We start from the raw sequence: 20179 nt of genomic DNA on the forward strand, positions 1-20179 counted from the left end.
ATGGCGTTACGAAGGCCCTCACCGGGCGTCCTCCCGCATCGTGGCGGCGGCGTGCCGGACGGCCTTCTTGATGTTGGCGTAGCCGGTGCACCGGCAGAGGTTGCCGCCGACGAGCTCGTCGACCTCCTCCTCGGTGATCTCCTCGGCGGCGTCGCGGGCCTCGAGCCCGGCGGCGATCGTCACGAGGAAGCCCGGCGTGCAGAAGCCGCACTGCAGGGCGTGGCACTCGCGGAACGCCTCCTGCACCGGGTGGAGCACCTGCCCGCCCTGGTGGTCGTCGCGGGCCAGGCCCTCGACGGTGGTCACCTGCGCGCCCTGCACCTGGACGGCGAGCACCAGGCACGAGCGCACCGGGTCGCCGTCGACCATCACCGTGCACGAGCCGCAGACGCCGTGCGCGCAGCCCACGTGCGTGCCGGTCAGGCCGAGGTCGTCGCGGAGGAAGTCCGACAGCACCCGGCGCACCGGGACGGTGGCCTCGCGGTGCACGCCGTTGACGGTCACGGAGACGGTCCGCTCGCTGTCGACCTGCGGCGGATCGATCGAGGTGGTCACGCGGCGCTCCTCTGCACGGCCTCGGCGGCGGCGTCGGCCAGGGTGCGTTCGGTCAGGACGCCCACGAGCAGCCGCCGGTAGTCGGCGCTGGCGTGGATGTCGGTGTCGGGGTCGACGAGGGTGCGGGCGAGCGCGCCGGCCGCGGCCCAGTCGGCGCTGTCGACGGGCGCGCCGGCCACCGCCTCGGTGAGGTCGTGCACCTCGGGCACCAGCCCGACGGAGATGTAGGAGGCCCGCACGGCGGACACCCGGCGGTCCTCGTCCAGGGTGACGACGACGCCGGCGCCGCACACGGCGTAGTCGCCCTTGCGGCGGGCGATCTCGGCGAAGGCGGTGCCCGAGCGCTCGGGCAGGGCGGGGAAGAAGGCGTCGACGACGACGGCGCCGCCGGCGAGCGAGGTCTCCAGCGGGCCGACGAACAGGTCCTGCCAGCCGACGGTCTCCCGGCCGGCCGGCGTGGCGACCGTCACCGAGCCGCCGGTGAGCGCGAGCACCGACGTCATCTCGCCGGAGGGGTCGGCGTGGGCGATCGAGCCGACCGTCGTGCCGCGGTTGCGGATCGCCGGGTGGGCGACGTTGGCCGTCGCCCGGGCCAGCAGCGGCTGGACCCGGGCGGCGGCCTGCGCGTCGGGGGTCTGGCGGAGCAGTCGTGCGTGGCGGACCAGGGCGCCCACCCGCACGCCGTCCCCGGTCGCCTCGACGGTGTCGAGGCCGGGCACCCGGTTGAGGTCGACCAGCGTGGCCGGCGCCGCGAGCCGCATGGCCAGCAGCGGGAGCAGCGACTGGCCACCGGCGAGCACCTTGGCGCCCGTCTCGTCCGACAGGAGGTCGAGCGCCTCGTCGAGGGACCGGGGGTCGGCGTAGCGGAAGGGAGCGGGTTTCACTTCTCGAGCATGTCCTTGCGACGGGTACCGGTGCCGGGGCGGCCCACCTCGTCGACCGACGACGGGTCGGTGCCACCGCGCGGGTCGGCGTAGCCGCCGGCCGGGCCGCCGGCCGGGCCGGCGCCGTGGTGGCCCAGGGACGACGCGCTCTCCGGCACCGAGCCCTCGCGCAGGAGCGCGGCCTTCATGTCGGCCGGGGCCAGTGCGCGGGCGATGTGCCAGCCGACGACGGCGACGATCGAGCCCAGGGCGATGCCGTTGAGCGAGAAGTCGTCGGTGAAGGTGAGGGTCACGTTGCCGATGCCGATGATGATCCCGGCCGCGAGCGGGACGAGGTTGACCGGGTTGGCGAAGTCGACCCGGTTCTCCTTCCAGATCTTCGCGCCGAGCAGGCCGATCATCCCGTAGAGGACGACGGTGATGCCGCCGAGCACGCCCCCGGGGACGATGTTGATCAGCGCGCCGAACTTGGGGATCAGGCCCAGCAGGATCGCCACGATCGCGGCCACGTAGTAGGCGGCGGTCGAGTAGACCCGGGTGGCGGCCATGACGCCGATGTTCTCGGCGTACGTCGTCGTCGGGGAGCCGCCGACCGAGGTGGCGATGACGGTGCCGACGCCGTCGGCGAAGACCGCGCGGCCCATGACCGGGTCGAGGTCGCGCTTGGTCATCTCGGCCACGGCCTTGACGTGGCCGACGTTCTCGGCGACCAGGGCGATGACGGCGGGGATGACCAGCAGGCTGAAGTTCAGCGAGAAGCTCGGCGCGGTGAAGTCGGGCAGGCCGAACCAGTCCGCCTGGCCGACCGAGTCGAAGTCGATCCGGTCGCGGGTGACCACGGCGCCGGTGCCGTCGGGCGAGGTGATCTGGCCGGCGGTGGCGTCGAGCAGGATCGACAGCAGGTAGCCGAAGACCAGGCCGAGCAGGATGGCGATGCGGGCGAGGAAGCCGCGCAGCGCCAGCGAGGCGACGATGACGAACGCCATCGTGGCGAGCGCGACCCACTGGTCCTGGGGCCAGTAGACGCCCGCGGCGACCGGGGCCAGGTTGAAGCCGATCAGCATGACGACGGCGCCGGTGACGGCCGGCGGCAGCACCTTGTTGATGAGGCCGAGGCCCGCGAAGTGGATGACCAGGCCGACCAGGGCCAGCACGACGCCGGCGACCAGCAGCGCGCCGACGACGTCGCCGGAGTCGCCGCCGTTGGCGCGGATCGCGGCGACACCGCCGACGAAGGCCGCGCTGGTGCCCAGGTAGCTGGGTACCCGGTTCTTGACGATGAGCAGGAAGACGATCGTCGCGATCCCGCTCATCATGATCGCGAGGTTCGGGTCCAGGCCCATGATGAGCGGGAAGACGAAGGTCGCGCCGAACATCGCGACCACGTGCTGGGCGCCGATGCCCACGGTGAGCGGCCAGGACAGCCGCTCGTCGGGGGCCACCGCCTCACCGAGCGGTGGCGTCTTCCCGTCGCCGTAGAGCTTCCAACCGAACGCCATGGGGTCCTCCTCGCGAGGCACAGCCGATGCGGCCCGGGAGGTGCCGCCACCCCCCGGGAGGCCGTCACAGTGTCACGCGCCTCACGGGCGGGGAAGTGCCTCAGCGCTAAATCTTCCCGGTGCAACAAGATCGTTGCGCTGGCGATATCTCACCGCTGAGGCATCTGCCGGTACGGTCGGCGAGGTGAGCGATCCTGGGCCCGCAGCGGGCGTCCGGCACGTCTCCCTGCGCAGCGGCGTCTACGCCGACTCCGTCCGGTTGATGCAGGTCAGCCGCGACGTCGGCGCCCGCGACGGCGTCACCGCGGTGCTGGTCGCGATGGCCACGCCGCTCAACGTCGAGCTCGCCGAGGGCATGGGCCTGGCGCCGGAGCAGGCGGCCGCACCCGACCAGCTGCTCATCGCCGTCCGGGCCGTCGACGACGACGCGCTGGCCGCCGCGGTGGCCGCCGTCGACGCCGCCCTGGCCGAGCGCGAGCGCACGCGGGCCACCGCCGACGCCCAGCCGGCCCGCACGGTCGGCGCCGGCCTCGACGACCTCGGCCACGACGCCGGCGCGCTGGCGATCGTCAGCGTCCCGGGGCAGTACGCGGCGCTCGAGGCCGCCGACGCGATCGCCGCCGGCCGCAGCGTGCTGGTCTTCTCCGACGGCGTCCCGGTCGAGCAGGAGGTGGCGCTGAAGCGCGCCGCCCGCGCCGCCGGGGTGCTGGTGATGGGCCCCGACTGCGGCACCGCGATCGTCTCCGGCGTCGCGCTGGGCTTCGCCAACGTCGTCCGCCCCGGCCCGGTCGGCGTCGTCGCCGCCTCGGGCACCGGCGCGCAGCAGGTGTCCTGCCTGCTCGACGCGGCCGGCGTCGGCGTCTCGCACGTGATCGGCGTGGGCGGGCGCGACCTGTCCGAGGCCGTGGGCGGGCTGGCGACCCTCGACGCGCTGGCGGCGCTGGACGCCGACCCCGCCACCGAGCGGGTGCTCGTCGTCTCCAAGCCCCCGGCGCCGTCGGTGGCCGCGGAGGTGGCGCGGGTGTCGGGGGAGCTGGCGACGCCGGTGCGCTCGGCCGCCCTCTCGCCGGAGACGCCCGACCTCACCGCCGCCGTGGAGGCGCTGCTCGGCGACATGGGGCTCGACGTCCCGGTGTGGCCCTCCCGCCCCGGGCCGGCCGAGGCCGCCTCACCCGGCGCGGTGCTCAAGGGCCTCTACTCCGGCGGCACCCTGGCCGACGAGGCGATGCTCATCGCCGCGCCGGTGCTCGGCGACGTCCGCTCCAACACCCCGCTGCGTCCCGAGCTCGACCTCGCTCTCGACCCGGCCGCCCAGGACCTGTCCGCCCGCGGCCACCTCGTCGTCGACTTCGGCGACGACGCGCTCACCGTCGGCCGCGCCCACCCGATGATCGACCCGACGCTGCGGCTGGAGGCGATCGAGCGGCTGGCCGCCTCGGGCGAGCCCGCGGTGCTGCTGCTCGACGTCGTCCTCGGGTACGGCGCCGACGCCGACCCGGCCGCCGCCCTCGTCCCCGCGCTCACCGCCGCCCGCGCGCGGGCGCACCTGCCGGTCGTCGTCGCGCTGGTCGGCACCGAGGCCGACCCGCAGGGCTGGAGCCGCCAGGCCGACGCCCTCGCCGCGGCCGGCGCCGCCGTCTTCGCCTCCAACGCCGCGGCCACGCGGTACGCCCTCGACCTGCTGGGAGCCGCATCGTGACGACGACCGGGACCTCGACCGGAGCGCTCGGAGGACTGCTCGACGGCCCGCCGGCCGTCGTGGCCGCCGGTGTCGACGTGTTCTCGGGCGCGCTGCGCGCCCAGGGCGTGTCCGTGGCCGACGTCGACTGGCGGCCGCCGGGCCTCGGCGACGCCGCCGACCTGACCGCGCTGGCGCTCGACCCGCGCCGCGCCGCGGCCAACCGGACGGCGGTCGAGCGCGTGCTCGCGGCCGGGTCGGTGTTGGTCGACGTCCGCCCGGCCCGCGAGGTGCTCGGCATGGAGGGGCGCACGCTGCTGCACTCCGGCCCGCCGCTGACCTGGGAGGCCGCGTCGGGCCCCATGCGCGGGGCGCTCGTCGGCGCCTGCCTGTTCGAGGGCTGGGCGTCGACGGTGGAGGAGGCCGAGGCGCTGCTCGCGTCGGGCGGCGTGGAGCTCGAGCCGTGCCACCACCGCTCCGCCGTCGGCCCGATGGCCGGGGTGACCTCGCCGTCGATGTGGGCGTGGTGCCTGGAGGACCCGGTCAACGGCGGCCGGGCCTACTGCAACCTCAACGAGGGCCTGGGCAAGGTGCTGCGGATGGGCGCCTTCAACCAGGAGGTGCTCACGCGGCTGGCCTGGATGCGCGACGTCCTCGGCCCGCTGCTGGCGCGCGCGGTGCGCTCGATGGCCGAGCCGCTCGACGTGAAGGCCGTGCTCGCGCAGATGCTGCAGATGGGCGACGAGGGGCACAACCGCAACCGCGCCGGCTCGCTGATGACGCTGCGCGAGCTGTCGCCGGCGCTGGCCGCCCTCGACGCACCGTCCGACGACGTCGCCGCGGCGCTGCGCTTCATCGGCGGCAACGAGCACTTCTTCCTCAACCTCGGCATGCCGACGGCGAAGCTCGCGATGGACGCCGCCCGCGACGTGCCGGGCTCCACGCTGGTGACCGTCATGGCGCGCAACGGCACCGAGTTCGGCGTGCAGACGGCGGGCACCGGCGACCGCTGGTTCACCGGTCCGGCGCAGACGCCGGTGGGCCTGTTCCTCGGCGACTACGGCCCCGAGGACGCCAACCCCGACATCGGCGACTCCGCGATCATGGAGACCTACGGCGTCGGCGGCTTCTCGATGGCCGCGGCGCCGGCGATCGTGCGCTTCGTGGGCGGCACCGTGCCCGACGCGCTGGCCACCACCGAGCGGATGTACCAGCTCACCCTGGCCGAGAACCCGGCGATGGCCATCCCGATCCTCGGGTTCCGCGGCGCGCCGACCGGCATCGACGTCCTCGCCGTGGCGCGCACCGGCTGGCTGCCGCAGATCAACACCGGCATGGCCGGGCGGGTGGCCGGCACCGGCCAGGTGGGCGCCGGGCTCGTGCAGCCGCCGCGGGAGTGCTTCGAGGGCGCCCTCGCCGCGCTCGCCGAGGAGGCGCGCGCCGCCGCCTGAGTCGTCGTGCGCTGACCGCTACGCGGGGCCGCAGGTGAGCAGGACGTCCAGCGCCGCGCCCACGCCCGCGCCGTCGCTCACCGGCTCGCGGAACGGCACCCGCAGGTCGTAGCAGGAGCGGCGGGCCTCCACGCGGAAGCGCACGCCGTGCCGGTCGAGGCCGAGCAGCCGGACGTCGTCGCGCGGGCCGGCCCACGCCTGCACCCGGGCCAGCAGCCGGGTCAGCGCCGCGCCGTGCTCGGCGGCGAGGCCGGCCTCGGCCGCGGCGAGCGGGTCGGGGCGGGCGGCCGCGAAGTCGTCGGGGTCCACCTCGGTGGTCGCGCCGCCGTCGGTGAGGACCACCTCGGCGAGGTCGAGGCGCACCAGCAGCGCGCGCAGGCCGACGTCGAGGAGCGCGTCGGACGGGCGCACGTCGGCCAGGTCGAGCAGCGCCGGCTGGACCCCGGCCGGGTGCACCGGTGTCAGCCAGCCGGACAGCTCCACCTGCCCGCGCACCGGGTGCTGCAGCGGGAACGGCGACCGGTCGGTGACCGTCAGCCGCGCCGGGAGGTCGCCGAGGGGGGACTCCCGCAGCGCCGTCGCCAGCCGCCCGGCGGCGGGGACGACGACGTACACCTGCCCGGACGCCGTCGTCGCGGCCAGCGACAGCTCGACCGCGCCGAGCCCCACCGCGTGCAGCGCGGCCGACGGGCGGGCGGCCACGGTGCGGGCGCGCTCGGCCGGTGGCGGCTGCGGGATGCCGGTGGTGCCCGGGCCGGTGCGGGGGACGGTCATCGCTCACCTCGGGTCTCGGCGTGTGGGTAAGGTGAACCTAACCTAACTCTCTCGACGGAGGTACCGGATGAACACCCCGCGCCCGAAGGTGCGCCTCAGCCGCCGGCTCGGCCTGGCCCTGACGCCCAAGGCGGTCAGCTACTTCGAGCGTCGCCCGTACCCGCCCGGTGAGCACGGCCGCAAGCGCAAGCAGCAGAGCGACTACTCCACCCGGCTGCTGGAGAAGCAGCGGCTGCGCGCGCAGTACGACGTCAGCGAGACCCAGCTGCGTCGCGCGTTCGACCGCGCCCGGCGCACCGGCGGCAAGACCGGCGAGGCGCTCATCCAGGACCTCGAGTCGCGCCTGGACGCCACGGTGCTGCGGGCCGGCTTCGCGCGCACCATCTACCAGGCCCGCCAGTTCGTCACCCACCAGCACGTGCTGGTCAACGGCCGCCGCGTCGACCGTCCCTCCTACCGGCTGCGCCCCGGCGACTGGATCTCCATCGCCGAGCGCTCGCGCACCAAGGAGCCGTTCCAGGTGGCGGCCTCCGGTGCGCACGCGCAGCCGCCGGCCTACCTCGAGGTGCGGCTGGCCGACCTCACCGCCCGGGTCGAGCGGGTGCCCGCCCGCGACGAGGTGCCGGTGATCTGCGAGGAGCAGCTGGTCGTGGAGTACTACTCCCGCTGAGCACGGCGGGGTCCGCGCCGGTCAGGAGCTGCGGATGGCCCCGACCGGCGCGACCTCGAGCTGGTAGCCGACGTCGAGCCGGAAGGCGTGCCCGTCGCCGGCGACGACGCGCAGGTGGTGCGTGCCCGGGGCGGGCGCCGGGACGCGCGCCCACAGGCCCCACACGGTCACCGGGATCGGCTTGCGCCGGAAGGTGACCGGGTTGAGCAGGGCACCGGCGACGACGAAGGGCACCGGCGTGGTGATCTCCAGCGGCTCCAGGTCGACGCCGTCGAGGGTCAGCGCGCCCCACGCGTCGCCCGCCCGCTCCGGCGGGCCCACCGCCGGGCTGTTCCAGTAGTTGAATACCGGCAGGAACAGGTCGCGGCCGCCGGGCACGACGCAGCGCCGGTGCAGGACCTTCCCGTAGGACCCGGCGAGGAAGAAGACGTCGTCGGGCTGGTTGTGGCCCGCGTGCTCGCCGGTCGTGTCCTCGATGGGGTCGCGCTCGGTGCCGGCGGAGGCCACCCACTGCACCCAGCGGGCGGCCAGGCCCTCGGCCGAGTCGGACGGGTAGGGCAGCGGCGGCACCTCGTACGGGCCGCCGCGCAGCCGCGACAGGAACGACATGCGACGCAGGGTAGGCAGACGGCCACCCTCCGCAGGGGAGGCCCGCCGGGTCAGGACGGGTCGAGCACGGCGAGGTCGGCGGCGAACGTCAGCCGCGCCGCCGTCGCCCCCTGCAGGTCGTCGGGGTCGAGGCCGGCCACCATCTCGCGGACGAGGAAGCCCTCGGTGGTGACGTCGAGGACGGCGAGGTCGGTGTAGACCCGGTCGACGACGCCGGCCGCCGTCAGCGGGTAGCTGCAGCGCGGCACCAGCTTCGGCTCGCCCGCCTTCGTCGTGTGCGACGTCATGACCAGCACCCGCCGCGCCCCGACGGCGAGGTCCATCGCGCCGCCCACGGCCGGCGGGTGCGAGGCGTCGTCGGTGGCCCAGTTGGCCAGGTCTCCGGCCTCCGACACCTGGAAGGCACCGAGCACGGTCAGGTCCACGTGGCCGCCGCGCATCATCAGGAACGCGTCGGTGTGGTGGAAGAAGACCCCGCCCGGCAGCAGGGTCACCGGCTGCTTGCCGGCGTTGATGAGCTCCGGGTCCTCCGCGCCGGGCGCGGGGGCCGGGCCCATGCCGAGGATGCCGTTCTCCGAGTGGTAGACGATCTCCTTGTCGCTGCCCACGCAGTCGGCCACCAGCGTCGGCAGCCCGATGCCGAGGTTGACGTAGGAGCCGTCGGGGATGTCGCGGGCCACCCGCCGGGCGACCGCCCGCATGTCGAGACGCCCCTCGAGGCTCACGCCGCACCCACCCGGACGACGCGGTCGACGAAGATCCCGGGCGTCACGACCACCTCGGGGTCGAGCTCCCCGAGCTCCACGAACTCGTCCACCTGGACGACGGTCAGCGCGGCCGCGGCGGCCATCGTCGGGCCGAAGTTCCGCGCCGCGGTGCGGTAGACGAGGTTGCCCCAGCGGTCGGCGCGCGCGGCCTTGACCAGGGCGACGTCGCCGGGCAGGGGCTCCTCGAACACGTGCCGCCGGCCGTCGATCACCCGCACCTCCTTGCCCTCGGCGAGCCGGGTGTCGGCGCCGGTCGGGGTGAAGAACCCGCCCAGCCCCGCCGCCGCGGCCCGCATCCGCTCGCTCAGCGTGCCCTGCGGGACCAGCTCCAGCTCGACCTCGCCGGCCCGCCACCGCTCCTCGAACCACACCGACCCGGTCGAGCGCGGGTAGGAGCAGACGATCTTGCGCACCCGGCGCTCGCGCAGCAGCGCGGCGACGTCGGTCTCGCCGGACCCGGCGTTGTTGGTCACCACGGTGAGGTCGGTGGTCCCCTGGTCCAGCAGCGCGTGCACCAGCTCCACCGGCACGCCGGACGCGCCGAACCCGCCGACCAGGACCGTCGCGCCGTCCGCGATGCCCGCGACGGCCTCGGCCAGGGACGCGACCCGCTTGTCGATCACCCGCACCCTCCGTTCTGCCGGCCCGACGCTAACGGGTGGCGACCGCCCCGGCCGACCGGCGAGGCTGGCGGGGTGGAGCGGGGCGACGTCGTCCGGGTGAGCAAGCGGCTCTCGTACGTGCTGCGGCACCGCCCCGACAGCGTCGGGCTGACCCTCGACGGCGCCGGGTGGGCCGACGTCGGCGCCCTGCTGGACGCCCTCGCCGCACACGGGCTGCCGCTGTCGCGCGCCGACCTGGACGCCGTCGTGGCGGCGAACGACAAGCAGCGGTTCGCCCTCGACGGCACCGGCACCCGGATCCGGGCCAGCCAGGGTCACAGCGTGCCGGTCGAGCTGGGCTACGCCGCGCAGGAGCCGCCGGACGTCCTGTTCCACGGCACGCCGGTGCGCGTGCTGCCCGCCGTCCTCGCCGAGGGGCTGCGCCCGGGCCGGCGGCACGCGGTGCACCTGAGCGCCGACGAGGCGACCGCCCGCACGGTCGGGAAGCGCCGCGGGCGGGCCGCCGTCCTCGCGGTCGACGCGGCGGCGATGTCCCGCGACGGCGCCGTCTTCACCCGCTCGGCCAACGGCGTCTGGCTGGTCGACGCCGTGCCGCCGCGGTACCTACGGACGCTCTGAGAGCAGGTCGCGCACGCCGGCGGCGAGGGTCGCGGAGCTCGCCGGGCCACCGTCGAGGTACCCCGCGACCATCGCGCCGTCGCGCAGGACCAGCCAGCGGCGGGCGGCCTCCTCCGGCGCCGGGTGGCCGGCGCGCCGGAACGCCCCGGCGACGGCGGCGGTCAGCCAGGCGCGGTGGGCGAGCACCGCCCGCCGGACCGGGCTGGCCGGGTCGGGGTACTCGGCCGCGGCGTTGATGAACGCGCAGCCGCGGAAGCCGTCGCCGCACAGCTGGTCGCCGAGCCGGCCGGTGAGCGCCTCCAGCCAGGCGGCGGCGCCGTCGGCGTCGTCCGGGACCTCGCCGGCCGCCTCGCGCACGGCGCGGTCCACCCCGTCGAGGTAGGCGACGACGAGGTCCTCCTTGCCGGGGAAGTGTCGGTAGAAGGTGGCCCGGGTGACCGCGGCCTCCTCGACGACCCGGTCGACGCCCACGGCGCGCACGCCCTCGGCGTAGAAGAGCGCCGACGCGGTCCGGAGCAGGCGGTCCCGGGCCTCGGAGGGGCGCACCGCGGCGGTCATGCCGACGACGGTACCGCCGTGTACGGTCGTCGGCAGAACGACCGTTCTGTCTACCTGCTGGGAGGGCCCATGTCCGCCGTCTACACCGCCGTCGCCACCGCCACCGGGGAGGGCCGCAACGGCCGCACCCGCACCGACGACGGCGGGATCGACCTCGACCTGGCCGTGCCGCAGGAGATGGGCGGCCCGGGCGGCGGGGCGAACCCGGAGCAGCTGTTCGCCGCCGGCTACGCCGCGTGCTTCCACGGCGCGCTCAAGCTCGTCGCCCGCAAGCGCGGGGCGACGTTCACCGACTCCGCCGTCACCGCCGAGGTGGGCATCGGGCCGGACGACGCCGGCGGCTTCGCCCTCGAGGTCACCCTGCGCGTCGAGCTCGGCGGCATCGAGCAGGCGGCCGCCGAGGAGCTCGTCGAGGCCGCCCACCAGGTGTGCCCCTACTCGAACGCCACCCGCGGGAACGTCCCGGTGGCCCTGGAGACCGTCACCGCCTGACCGTCACCGCCTGACCGTCCCGTGTGCCCGGGCCGGGGATCCCGGTCCGGGCACGCGCACGGCGAGCAACGCGACGTCGTCGTGCCGGGCGGCGCCCCCGACGCCGGCCAGCAGCCGGTCGCACAGCTCGTCCAGGGGGTCCGCGGCGTGCCGGCCGAGCTCACCCACGAGCCAGGCGTTGCCGTCGTCGAGCGAGCCGCCCCGCCGCTCCACCAGCCCGTCGGTGTAGAGCAGCAGCGAGTCGCCGGGGCGGAGCACCAGCTCGGCGTCGGTCCGCGGTGCCCCGGCGCTCACCCCGAGCGCCCGCTCCGGGTCCCGCTCGAGCAGCCGCACCGACCCGTCGGCCCGGACCAGCGCCGGGGGCGGGTGTCCCGCGTTCGACCACCGCAGCCGCGCGCCGTCCCCGGCCGGCTCGACCGTGGCGACGACCGCGGTCACCATCGCCGGCGCCGCCGGGTGCGCCATCACCCGGTCCAGGGCGCCGAGCAGGCCCGCGGGCGAGGCGGCGTCCACGGCCACCGCCCGCAGCATCCCGCGCACCTCGGCCATCGCGGCCGCGGCCTGCGGGTCGTGCCCGGCGACGTCGCCGACCACCAGCACGGTGCCGCCGCCGGCCGCGGGGACGGCGTCGTACCAGTCCCCGCCCACGCGGGTGCCGCGCAGCGCCGGCAGGTAGCGCGCCGCCGACGCCAGCCCGGGCACGACCGGCGGCGGGCCCAGCAGGTGCCGCTGCAGCGTCTCGCCGAGCGCCAGGGACGCCCGCGCCGACGCGGCCTCGGCACTCAGCCGCTGCAGGTCGGCCTCCCGGCGCACCCGGAGCGTGCAGGCGCCCAGGGCGACCAGCGCGGCGGCCGTCACCAGCGCCAGCCGGACCAGCTGCGCGGGGACGGCGTCCCCCTCGTACTGACGGTCGTAGACGCCGAGCAGCGCCGCGGTGAGGACGGCGAGGACGCCGTACGCGCCGGTCGCCCGCCGGCCGGTGAGCGTCGCCGCGACCAGCGGCGAGGCGGCCACCAGGCCCAGGATCACCTGCTCCGGCCCGAGCGCCAGGTCGACCGCCGCCGGCCCGAGGAGGAAGAGCAGGGGCAGGCCGTGCGACCGCAGCACCCCGTCCACCCACGCCTCCGACCGCCGTCCCCTGGTCGGCCCAACCTACGGGGCGCCGCCCGATCGGCCGGGCCGTCGCCGCCGAGGACGGCGCGTGGCCGGCGCCGGGAACACGACCGCGTCCGCCGGAGGCTGTTCGGTCCGTACCGCGCGCTGACCGCGCGCTCCCGTCGAGGACCGAGGAGTCCCGTGCGCATCGACCTCTCCGGCCGCACCGCCGTCGTCACCGGCTCGTCCCAGGGCATCGGCCTGGCCATCGCCACCGGCCTCGCGGCGGCCGGCGCCGCCGTCGTCCTCACCGGCCGCGACCCCGCCAGGCTGGAGGACGCCGCGGCGGGGATCGACGGCGAGGTGCGCACCGTCGCCGGCGACGTGACCACCGACGAGGGGACGGCGGCCCTGCTCGCGGCCGTGCCCGACGCCGACGTGCTGGTCAACAACCTGGGCGTCTTCGGCGCCCGGCCGGCGCTGGAGATCACCGACGACGAGTGGCGCCGCTACTTCGAGACCAACGTGCTCACCGCCGTGCGGCTCACCCGCGCCTGGCTGCCCGGGATGCGCGAGCGCGGCTGGGGGCGGGTGCAGTACATCGCCAGCGACTCGGCGGTCGCCATCCCGGCCGAGATGGTGCACTACGGCGTCACCAAGACGGCGCTGCTCGCGGTCTCCCGGGGCTTCGCGAAGGAGGCCGCCGGGTCGGGCGTCACCGTCAACTCGGTGATCGCGGGGCCCACGCACACCGGCGGCGTCGAGGACTTCGTGTACTCCCTCGTGGGGCGGGACCTGCCCTGGGACGAGGCGCAGCGGACGTTCATGCGCGAGCACCGGCCGGCGTCGCTCCTGCAGCGGCTGATCGAGCCCGAGGAGATCGCGAACATGTGCGTCTACCTGGCCTCGCCGCTGGCGTCGGCCACGACGGGCGGCGCGCTGCGCGTCGACGGCGGCTACGTCGACGCGATCCTGCCCTGACGGGGGGACCGCAGGCCCGATGCGCTGCGGTCCCCCGTCGGCCCCGTCCAGGGCACCGCCCCGAGCGTGCGAGGGGTGGGGAGGACGGGGTCCTCCGTCAGGCCTCGATGATCGCGGCGACCGGGCCGCCGCCGGAGGGGCCCTGGTGCACCGCCGCCACCGACACGAACACCGCCGGGTCGCCGGTCACCGACGCCGCGACGCCGCCCACCGTGGCCTTGATCTGCCGGTGCCAGAAGACGTCGGAGTCGTCGAGCATGGCGTTGCGCCGGCCGCGGACGTAGCCGGTCGGGTCGGCCTCGCACTTGAGGAACACGTTGACCAGCCGGCCGCCGAGGTCGCTGACGTGCGGCCGCTCCGGCAGGTCGAGCCCGGCCTGGCGGATGGCGTCCCAGATGCCGTCCTGGTCCAGGGCGTCCTTCATCACCGAGTGGCCGATCTTGTACTTCCCGCCGTGGCCGCGGGCGTTGCCGACGACGACGATCTGCGCCCGGTCCAGCTCCACGCCCGACGAGCAGGAGGCGACGGCGCTGAACAGCGACAGGTCGCGCATGACCTGCGACTGCTCCGGCATCTCGATCTCGCCGAGCGCCACCGCGATGCCCAGCGCCGTCGTGCCGTTGGACAGGTCCATCGAGCCGTGCGGCTCGTCGTAGTAGGTGTCCTTGCCGCGGTTCTTCGCGTCGCGGATCGTCTCGATCGTCAGCAGCGGCGTCTTGGTCTGCACGTAGTGGACGTCGGTCGGGTCGGTGATCCCGGCGGCCTCCATCGCGCGGCGCACGCCCTCGGCGACCTTCTCCACCATCGAGATGCGGCCGATGTCCTCGGGCAGCAGGACGTCGCTCATCGCGTAGCCCACGGTCAGCCGCGGCTCGTCGGTCTTCTCGACGGCGTCCTCGGGCAGCGTGGCGAAGATCGTCGCGTGCGGGCTGATGACGCCGTCGGTGCCGCCCGACCACACGATCGGGATCTCGGCGACCTCCTCCTTGCTGCGGGTGCCCTTCTCCATCAGCACCTCGCGGAAGGCGCGGTCGGCGATGATCCGCGTGTAGTCGTTGACGCCGCCGTTGCCCTCGGTCTTGCCGATGACGGCGACGACCCGGTCGGCCTCCATGACGCCGTCGTCGATGAGCTTGGCCAGCTCGCTGGCGTCGCTCACGTTGTGCAGCGGGACCTTGCGGACCTCGATCGGTGCGGGCACGTGCGCTCCTTGTTCAGTCGGTGGTGAGGACGGTGCCGACGGCGTCCCCGGCGACGGCGTCGGCGATGTTCTCGAGCGAGGTGACGACGGCGCGCTCGCCGCCCGCCTCGACGAAGCGGAGGACGGCCTCGACCTTGGGGCCCATCGACCCCCGGGCGAACTGGCCGTCGGCGGCGTGCGCGCGGAGCTCGGCCACCGTGACCCGGCCGAGCGGGCGCTGCGCGGGCGTGCCGAAGTCGACCATCACGTTCGGGACGTCGGTGGCGATGACCAGCGTGTCGGCGTCCAGGTCGCGGGCCAGGACGGCCGCGGTGAGGTCCTTGTCGATCACGGCCTCGACGCCGCGCAGCGCGGCGCCGTCCCCGCCGTCGTCGGTCACCGGGATGCCCCCGCCCCCGGCGCAGACGACGACGAAGCCGGCCGCGGCGAGCGCGTGGATCGCGGGGGAGTCGACGACCGAGCGCGGCTCGGGCGAGGCGACCACCCGCCGCCAGCCCCGCGGGCCGCGGTCCTCCCACACCTGGCCCAGCGCGAGGAACCGCTCGGCCTCCTCGCGCGGGAGGAAGCGGCCCACCGGCTTGGACGGCTCGGCGAGGTGTGGGTCGGCGGCGTCGACCAGGGTGCGGGTGACCAGCCCGGCGGTGCGCTGGGGGAGGCCCCGCGCGGCCAGGGCGGCGTCGAGCTCGTCGGCCACGGTGAAGGCGATGGTCGCCTGGGTCTGCGCGACGTTCCAGTCCAGCGGCACCGGCGGCACGACGTGCGCGGCGAGCTCGTTCTTCACCAGCAGGTTGCCCACCTGCGGGCCGTTGCCGTGGGTGAGCACCACCTCGACGCCGGCGGCCACCACCTCGGCGACGTGGCCGGCCGCCTCGCGGATCGCGGTGCGCTGGGCCTCGGGGGTGGCCGAGCCGTCGGGCCCGGTCATGGCGTTGCCCCCGAGGGCGATCACCACGCGGCGGGACGTCACCCCGGCGACCCTAGCGGCGTTTCTCTTAGCGGTGAAGTACCTGGCGGGAGCCGGCACCTCCCGCTGGGCGCCCGGGCGCGGGACGATCCCGGCGGGAGCGGGGGCCGTCCGGAGGGAGCCGGCGATGCGCGTCCACTTCGACCTCGACACCCGCGCCACGCCCGCCCAGGTGCTCGACGCCCTCACCGCGGTCGGCGACCGGCGGCTGGAGATCTGGTCCCGCACGCTGGACCCGGCGAAGTACGAGGTCCGCGAGGCGGGCGAGGGGTGGGCCGTGCTGCGCGAGGGCAGCGCCGGCGTCCGGCTGTGGGTGCTGCTGCGCTACGAGTGGCCCACCCCCGACCGCGTCACCTGGACGCTGCTCGACAGCGACCACTGCGACCGGGGCAGCGGCGAGGTGCGGATCACCGCGCGGGACGACGGCGGCAGCCACGTCGACGTCGTCTTCCACCACTCCGGCGGCCGCGGGCTCCGCGGGAGGGCCGTGCTGCTCCTCCAGCGCCTCCTCGGGCCCGTCGCGTTCCCCCGGACGTGGCGCGCCGCCCTGGACCGGGCGGCCGCCTGAGCTCAGCGGCGCCAGAAGTCGAAGCGGTCCCGCCCGGGCCGGAAGCCGGCGGCCTCCACGACGTCGACGGCGAGGTCGAAGCGCTGCCCGACCGCGCCGGGCTGGTGGGCGTCGCTGCCGAAGCTCACCGCCTCGCCGCCCTCCTCGCGGAACCAGCGCACCTGGTCGGCGGACGCCAGCGGGCTGCTGGTGTTGACCTCCAGCGCCCGCCCGGTGCCGGCCAGCGCCCGGAACACCGCGCGGTACTCCTCCTCGTAGTCCTTCTCCACGAACCGGTGCGACCCGCCGGGCCAGTAGCGGCGCGGGAAGTCGACGTGGGCGAGGACCTGGAAGACGTCGCTGCTCTCGACCATGTCGACGATCTCGCCGAGGTAGCGGCGCATCGTGGCGTCGGGGTCGGTGTAGAGCAGCTGGCCGACGCCGTAGAGCCGGTCGCCGTCGGACAGCGAGTGCAGCGACCCGAGGATCCGGTCGACGGGTGCGTCCCGCAGGTGCGCCGCGACGCTCGAAGCGAACAGGTGCGGCTCGCCGGCCTCGACGCCGGACCAGATCCGCAGTTCGGGGAACCGCTCGCGCACCTCGGTGAGCTCGGCCCAGTAGCCCTCGCTGTCGATCGGCTCGTGCCGGGAGGCGTGCCGGTCGACCAGGCCGAGGGTGGTGGCGCGGTCGTCGGGCCCCCACACGGTGAAGTCGAGGTGCTCGGTGAAGGCGATCGCGGGCAGTCCCTGGGCGACCGCCCGCTCGCACGCGCGGGCCATCGTGACCGAGGCGGGGGTGTCCCACGACCACCCGGTGTGCACGTGGTTGTCCGGCGGTCGCATCGTCCCCATCCTGCCCGCCGTCCCCAGGTCGCGCTCACACGGTCCCGCTGTCGGGGGACGCACCTACTGTCGGGTGCCATGAGCACCGCCGCGCCCTCCGCTCCCGTCGCCGACGAGGCCCTCGCCGTCCTCCGCGAGCTGACCGGCCGCCCGGGCGCGGAGTTCCGCGAGGGGCAGGACGCCGCCGTCGCCGCGCTCGTCGAGCGCTCCGAGCGGGCCCTGGTCGTGCAGCGCACCGGCTGGGGCAAGTCGGCCGTCTACTTCGTCTCCACCGCGCTGCTGCGCCGCCGCGGCGCCGGCCCCACCCTGCTGGTCAGCCCGCTGCTCGCGCTCATGCGCGACCAGGTGGCCGCCGCGGCCCGCGCCGGCATCCGCGCCGTGGAGATCTCCAGCGCCAACGCCACCGAGTGGGACGACGTCGCCGCGCGCCTGGCCTCCGACGAGGTCGACGTCCTGCTGGTCTCCCCGGAGCGCCTCACCAACCCGCGCTTCCGCGAGGAGCAGCTGCCCGGCCTGGTCGCCCGCTGCGGCCTGCTCGTCGTCGACGAGGCGCACTGCGTCTCCGACTGGGGCCACGACTTCCGCCCCGACTACCGCCGCATCCGCGACCTCCTGGGCACCCTGCCCGCCGGCACCCCGGTCCTCGCCACGACCGCGACGGCGAACGAGCGGGTCGTCGCCGACGTGGCCGAGCAGCTGGGCGCCGGCGGCGTCGGGGTGACGACGGTCCGCGGCCCGCTGGCCCGTGACTCGCTGCGCCTGGGCGTGCTGCGGCTGCCCACCGACCGCGCCCGGCTGGCGTGGCTGGCCGCCCACCTCGGCGACCTGCCGGGCAGCGGCATCGTCTACACGCTCACCGTCGCCGCGGCCGAGGAGACGGCGGGGCTCCTGCGCGACGCCGGGCACGACGTGCGCGCCTACACCGGCCGCCTCGACGACGCCGACCGCAAGGAGGCCGAGGAGGCGCTCCGGGAGAACCGGGTCAAGGCACTCGTGGCCACCTCCGCGCTCGGCATGGGCTTCGACAAGCCCGACCTCGGCTTCGTCGTCCACCTCGGGGCGCCGTCGTCGCCGGTCAGCTACTACCAGCAGGTCGGCCGCGCCGGCCGCGCCGTCGAGCACGCCGACGTGATGCTCCTGCCCGGCCCGGAGGACCTCGCCATCTGGCAGTGGTTCGCCACCTCCTCCATGCCGCGCGAGGACCACGCCGCCGCGGTGCTCTCGGCGATGGCCGACGGCAAGGCGTGGTCGGTCGCCCGCCTGGAGACCGTGGCCGACGTCCGCCGCTCCCGGCTCGAGCTGCTGCTCAAGGTGCTCGCCGTCGACGGCGCGGTCGAGCGGGTGCAGGGCGGCTGGCGGTCCACCGGCCGACCGTGGGTCTACGACGCCGACCGCTACGCCCGCGTCACCCGCACCCGGGAGGCCGAGCAGCGGGCGATGCTCGCCTACGCGAAGCCGGTCGACGAGGCGCGGTGCCGGATGGCCTTCCTCCAGGAGGCGCTCGACGACCCGACGGCCGCCCCGTGCGGGCGCTGCGACGTCTGCGCCGGCCCCTGGTACCCCACCGACGTCCCGGAGGGCGCCGCGGAGGCGGCCTCCGCCGCGCTCGACCGCCCCGGCGTGGAGCTCGCCCCGCGGGCGCAGTGGCCCACCGGCGCCGACCGCCTCGGCGTCGAGGTCAAGGGCAAGATCGCCGCCGGCGAGCAGCTCGACCCCGGCCGCGCCGTCGCCCGGCTCACCGACCTCGGCTGGGGGCAGAAGCTGCGCACCCTGCTCGGCGACGACGGTGTGGGCGGCACGGTGACCCTCGACCTGGAGGCGCCCGGCCTCGAGGAGGACCCGGACGCCGCCTTCGACGTCCCGGTCCAGCGCTCGGTGTCCGACGTGCCGCCCGACGACGAGCTGCTCCGCGCCTGCGCCCGCGTCCTCGGCGCCTGGGACTGGGCCGAGCGCCCGGCTGCCGTGGTCGCCGTCCCGTCGCGCCGGCGCCCGCGGCTGGTGTCCGGGGTGGCGCAGGGCCTGGCCCGGGTGGGGCGGCTGCCCTATCTCGGGGAACTGTCGCTCGCGCACGGCGGCCCCACGGGCGGTCCCGGCGGCAACAGCGCCTTCCGGCTGGCCGGGGTCTGGCAGCGCATCGTCGTCGGCCCGGAGCTGCGGTCCCGGCTGGCCGAGCTGGGCCCCGTGCCGGTGCTGCTCGTCGACGACCTGGCCGACTCCCGCTGGACGATGACCGTCGCCGGGCGGGAGCTGCGGCTGGCCGGCGCGTCCCGGGTGCTGCCGTTCGCTCTCGCGCTCGCGGCCTAGGGGCTCGTACACACGTTCGAACACCGCTAGCCTGCTCGGCATGACGCTCGCGCACCAGCCGTCGATGTTCGACGTCGCCGAGGAGGCCGCCCTCACGCCGCTGCGGGGCCGGGTGCGGCGGCACGTCCTCGGTCGCGGGGCCTGGGTCGACCACCTCCCCGGGTGGGTCGCCGGCTCCGACGAGGTCCTCGAGGTCCTGCTCGGCGACATCGGCTGGCGGGCCGACCGCCGGCAGATGTACGACCGCGAGGTCGCCGTCCCGCGGCTGCTGCGCTGGTACGGCCGCGGCGAGACGCTGCCGCACCCGCTGCTCACCGAGGCGCGCACCGCCCTCGACGTGCACTACGCACCCGAGCTCGGGGAGCCCTTCGTCACCGCCGGCATGTGCCTCTACCGGGACGGGCGGGACAGCGTCGCGTGGCACGGCGACCGGCTGGGGCGCAGCCGCACCGAGGACACGATGGTGGCGATCGTGTCCTTCGGGTCACCGCGGCCGCTGCTGCTCCGCCCGTCGGGCGGGGGCGGCGAGACGCTGCGCTTCCCGCTGGGGCACGGCGACCTCGTGGTGATGGGTGGCTCGTGCCAGCGCACGTGGGAGCACTGCATCCCCAAGACGACGCGTCCCGTCGGGCCGCGGGTGAGCGTCCAGTTCCGCCCGGCCGGCGTCGCCTGACGCCCGCGTCCCGCTGTGGCTGCGGGCCTGGGGCGCGGCGCCGAGGCCTCCTCCGCCCGGTCTCCGAGGGCGTGGCGAGGGCCACGGGGACCCCCCCTGCACGACCCCTCGGAGGGCGTGTAATGTTCTCCCTGCACCGAGCGAGAACGGACCGGGCCGCAAGGCCTGGGAAACCGCCGGGAAGGCCCCCGAGGCCGGACCGCTGCGGAGCCGGTGTATGGTGAGGACACCGCCTCGAACGAAGGCCGAAAAGGCCGGGGTACGAGCGCGTCCGCTCCTTGAGAACTCAACAGCGTGCCGAAAGTCAGTGCCAAGTAATAACCCCGTGGCCTGGTCGGTGTCACCGGTCGGGTCTTGGGATTCCTTTGGTTGATTGATATCGCGATCTGTCAGG

Annotated in this window: 21 protein-coding genes; 9 read left to right on the forward strand and 12 right to left on the reverse strand. The window is 75.7% G+C overall.

Annotated features, from left to right (window positions below; genetic code table 11):
* Positions 1–18: 18 nt before the first annotated feature.
* From ACI78R_RS18595 to ACI78R_RS18605, 3 genes are read right to left on the reverse strand one after another with little or no spacing between them, the layout of a single operon-like run.
* Positions 19–555 (reverse strand): (2Fe-2S)-binding protein, encoded by a 537-nt coding sequence (locus tag ACI78R_RS18595; protein ID WP_245794794.1) that lies wholly within the window; start codon positions 553–555, stop codon positions 19–21.
* Positions 552–1439: an FAD binding domain-containing protein gene (locus ACI78R_RS18600; protein WP_457041831.1), complete on the reverse strand. Its 888-nt coding sequence runs from the start codon at positions 1437–1439 to the stop codon at positions 552–554. The genes ACI78R_RS18595 and ACI78R_RS18600 overlap by 4 nt, the downstream gene beginning before the upstream one ends.
* Entirely contained in the window at positions 1436–2938 is a 1503-nt protein-coding gene (locus ACI78R_RS18605) for a uracil-xanthine permease family protein (protein ID WP_457041832.1), read from the reverse strand. The genes ACI78R_RS18600 and ACI78R_RS18605 overlap by 4 nt, the downstream gene beginning before the upstream one ends.
* Positions 2939–3122: 184 nt before the next feature.
* Here ACI78R_RS18605 and ACI78R_RS18610 point away from each other — a divergent pair, with 184 nt between their 5' ends.
* Both ACI78R_RS18610 and ACI78R_RS18615 read left to right on the forward strand, forming a co-directional pair.
* Positions 3123–4637: an FdrA family protein gene (locus ACI78R_RS18610; RefSeq protein ID WP_457041833.1), complete on the forward strand. Its 1515-nt coding sequence runs from the start codon at positions 3123–3125 to the stop codon at positions 4635–4637.
* Positions 4634–6067: a DUF1116 domain-containing protein gene (locus ACI78R_RS18615; protein ID WP_457041834.1), complete on the forward strand. Its 1434-nt coding sequence runs from the start codon at positions 4634–4636 to the stop codon at positions 6065–6067. Before ACI78R_RS18610 ends, ACI78R_RS18615 begins: the two co-directional genes overlap by 4 nt.
* A gap of 18 nt (positions 6068–6085) precedes the next feature.
* Here ACI78R_RS18615 and ACI78R_RS18620 read toward each other — a convergent pair whose 3' ends face one another.
* The gene (locus tag ACI78R_RS18620; protein WP_457041835.1) at positions 6086–6841 is read right to left on the reverse strand and encodes a DUF2470 domain-containing protein; all 756 of its coding nucleotides are present in this window, start codon (positions 6839–6841) and stop codon (positions 6086–6088) included.
* A gap of 67 nt (positions 6842–6908) precedes the next feature.
* Between ACI78R_RS18620 and rpsD the strand changes: the two genes are divergently transcribed.
* Positions 6909–7511 carry a 30S ribosomal protein S4 gene (gene rpsD, locus ACI78R_RS18625; protein ID WP_457027634.1) on the forward strand — a complete coding sequence of 201 codons (603 nt, stop codon included), beginning with the start codon at positions 6909–6911 and terminating at the stop codon, positions 7509–7511.
* Positions 7512–7532: 21 nt separating this feature from the next.
* Here the strand turns inward: rpsD and ACI78R_RS18630 are convergent, their stop codons facing one another.
* The 3 genes from ACI78R_RS18630 to ACI78R_RS18640 are packed head-to-tail and all read right to left on the reverse strand — an operon-like array spanning position 7533 to position 9510.
* Entirely contained in the window at positions 7533–8120 is a 588-nt protein-coding gene (locus ACI78R_RS18630; protein WP_454553430.1) for a hypothetical protein, read from the reverse strand.
* Positions 8121–8170: 50 nt separating this feature from the next.
* Complete coding sequence (locus tag ACI78R_RS18635; RefSeq protein WP_457041836.1) at positions 8171–8845, reverse strand: 3-oxoacid CoA-transferase subunit B; 675 nt, start codon at positions 8843–8845, stop codon at positions 8171–8173.
* Positions 8842–9510: a 3-oxoacid CoA-transferase subunit A gene (locus ACI78R_RS18640; RefSeq protein WP_457041837.1), complete on the reverse strand. Its 669-nt coding sequence runs from the start codon at positions 9508–9510 to the stop codon at positions 8842–8844. Before ACI78R_RS18640 ends, ACI78R_RS18635 begins: the two co-directional genes overlap by 4 nt.
* A 72-nt stretch (positions 9511–9582) precedes the next feature.
* Here ACI78R_RS18640 and ACI78R_RS18645 point away from each other — a divergent pair, with 72 nt between their 5' ends.
* Complete coding sequence (locus ACI78R_RS18645) at positions 9583–10128, forward strand: RNA 2'-phosphotransferase (RefSeq protein WP_457041838.1); 546 nt, start codon at positions 9583–9585, stop codon at positions 10126–10128.
* Here ACI78R_RS18645 and ACI78R_RS18650 read toward each other — a convergent pair.
* Positions 10114–10686 (reverse strand): TetR/AcrR family transcriptional regulator, encoded by a 573-nt coding sequence (locus tag ACI78R_RS18650; protein WP_336033730.1) that lies wholly within the window; start codon positions 10684–10686, stop codon positions 10114–10116. The genes ACI78R_RS18645 and ACI78R_RS18650 overlap by 15 nt on opposite strands.
* A 69-nt stretch (positions 10687–10755) precedes the next feature.
* Between ACI78R_RS18650 and ACI78R_RS18655 the strand changes: the two genes are divergently transcribed.
* Positions 10756–11178, forward strand: a complete 423-nt coding sequence (locus tag ACI78R_RS18655) for an organic hydroperoxide resistance protein (protein WP_073422219.1) — start codon at positions 10756–10758, stop codon at positions 11176–11178.
* 3 nt (positions 11179–11181) lie between these two features.
* On the opposite strand, the gene ACI78R_RS18660 is transcribed toward ACI78R_RS18655, so the two are convergent.
* A complete protein-coding gene (locus ACI78R_RS18660) occupies positions 11182–12294 on the reverse strand; it encodes a PP2C family protein-serine/threonine phosphatase (protein ID WP_457041839.1) in 1113 nt (370 codons plus the stop codon).
* Between the two features lie 180 nt (positions 12295–12474).
* On the opposite strand from ACI78R_RS18660, the gene ACI78R_RS18665 reads away from it, so the two are divergent.
* Positions 12475–13254, forward strand: coding sequence for an SDR family NAD(P)-dependent oxidoreductase (locus ACI78R_RS18665; RefSeq protein WP_457041840.1), 780 nt, complete (start codon positions 12475–12477; stop codon positions 13252–13254).
* Between the two features lie 97 nt (positions 13255–13351).
* Here the strand turns inward: ACI78R_RS18665 and bar are convergent, their stop codons facing one another.
* Entirely contained in the window at positions 13352–14455 is a 1104-nt protein-coding gene (gene bar / locus ACI78R_RS18670) for a barbiturase (RefSeq protein ID WP_457041841.1), read from the reverse strand.
* A gap of 13 nt (positions 14456–14468) precedes the next feature.
* Positions 14469–15422 (reverse strand): carbamate kinase, encoded by a 954-nt coding sequence (locus tag ACI78R_RS18675; RefSeq protein WP_454553438.1) that lies wholly within the window; start codon positions 15420–15422, stop codon positions 14469–14471.
* 124 nt (positions 15423–15546) lie between these two features.
* Here ACI78R_RS18675 and ACI78R_RS18680 point away from each other — a divergent pair, with 124 nt between their 5' ends.
* A complete protein-coding gene (locus ACI78R_RS18680; protein ID WP_073422223.1) occupies positions 15547–15987 on the forward strand; it encodes an SRPBCC family protein in 441 nt (146 codons plus the stop codon).
* A gap of 2 nt (positions 15988–15989) precedes the next feature.
* On the opposite strand, the gene ACI78R_RS18685 is transcribed toward ACI78R_RS18680, so the two are convergent.
* Positions 15990–16808 carry a PHP domain-containing protein gene (locus ACI78R_RS18685; RefSeq protein ID WP_073422224.1) on the reverse strand — a complete coding sequence of 273 codons (819 nt, stop codon included), beginning with the start codon at positions 16806–16808 and terminating at the stop codon, positions 15990–15992.
* 78 nt (positions 16809–16886) lie between these two features.
* Between ACI78R_RS18685 and ACI78R_RS18690 the strand changes: the two genes are divergently transcribed.
* Positions 16887–19112, forward strand: coding sequence for a RecQ family ATP-dependent DNA helicase (locus ACI78R_RS18690; protein ID WP_457041842.1), 2226 nt, complete (start codon positions 16887–16889; stop codon positions 19110–19112).
* A gap of 40 nt (positions 19113–19152) precedes the next feature.
* Complete coding sequence (locus tag ACI78R_RS18695) at positions 19153–19785, forward strand: alpha-ketoglutarate-dependent dioxygenase AlkB (protein WP_457041843.1); 633 nt, start codon at positions 19153–19155, stop codon at positions 19783–19785.
* Positions 19786–20179: the final 394 nt, after the last annotated feature.

Source organism: Geodermatophilus sp. SYSU D01106, from assembly GCF_054049995.1.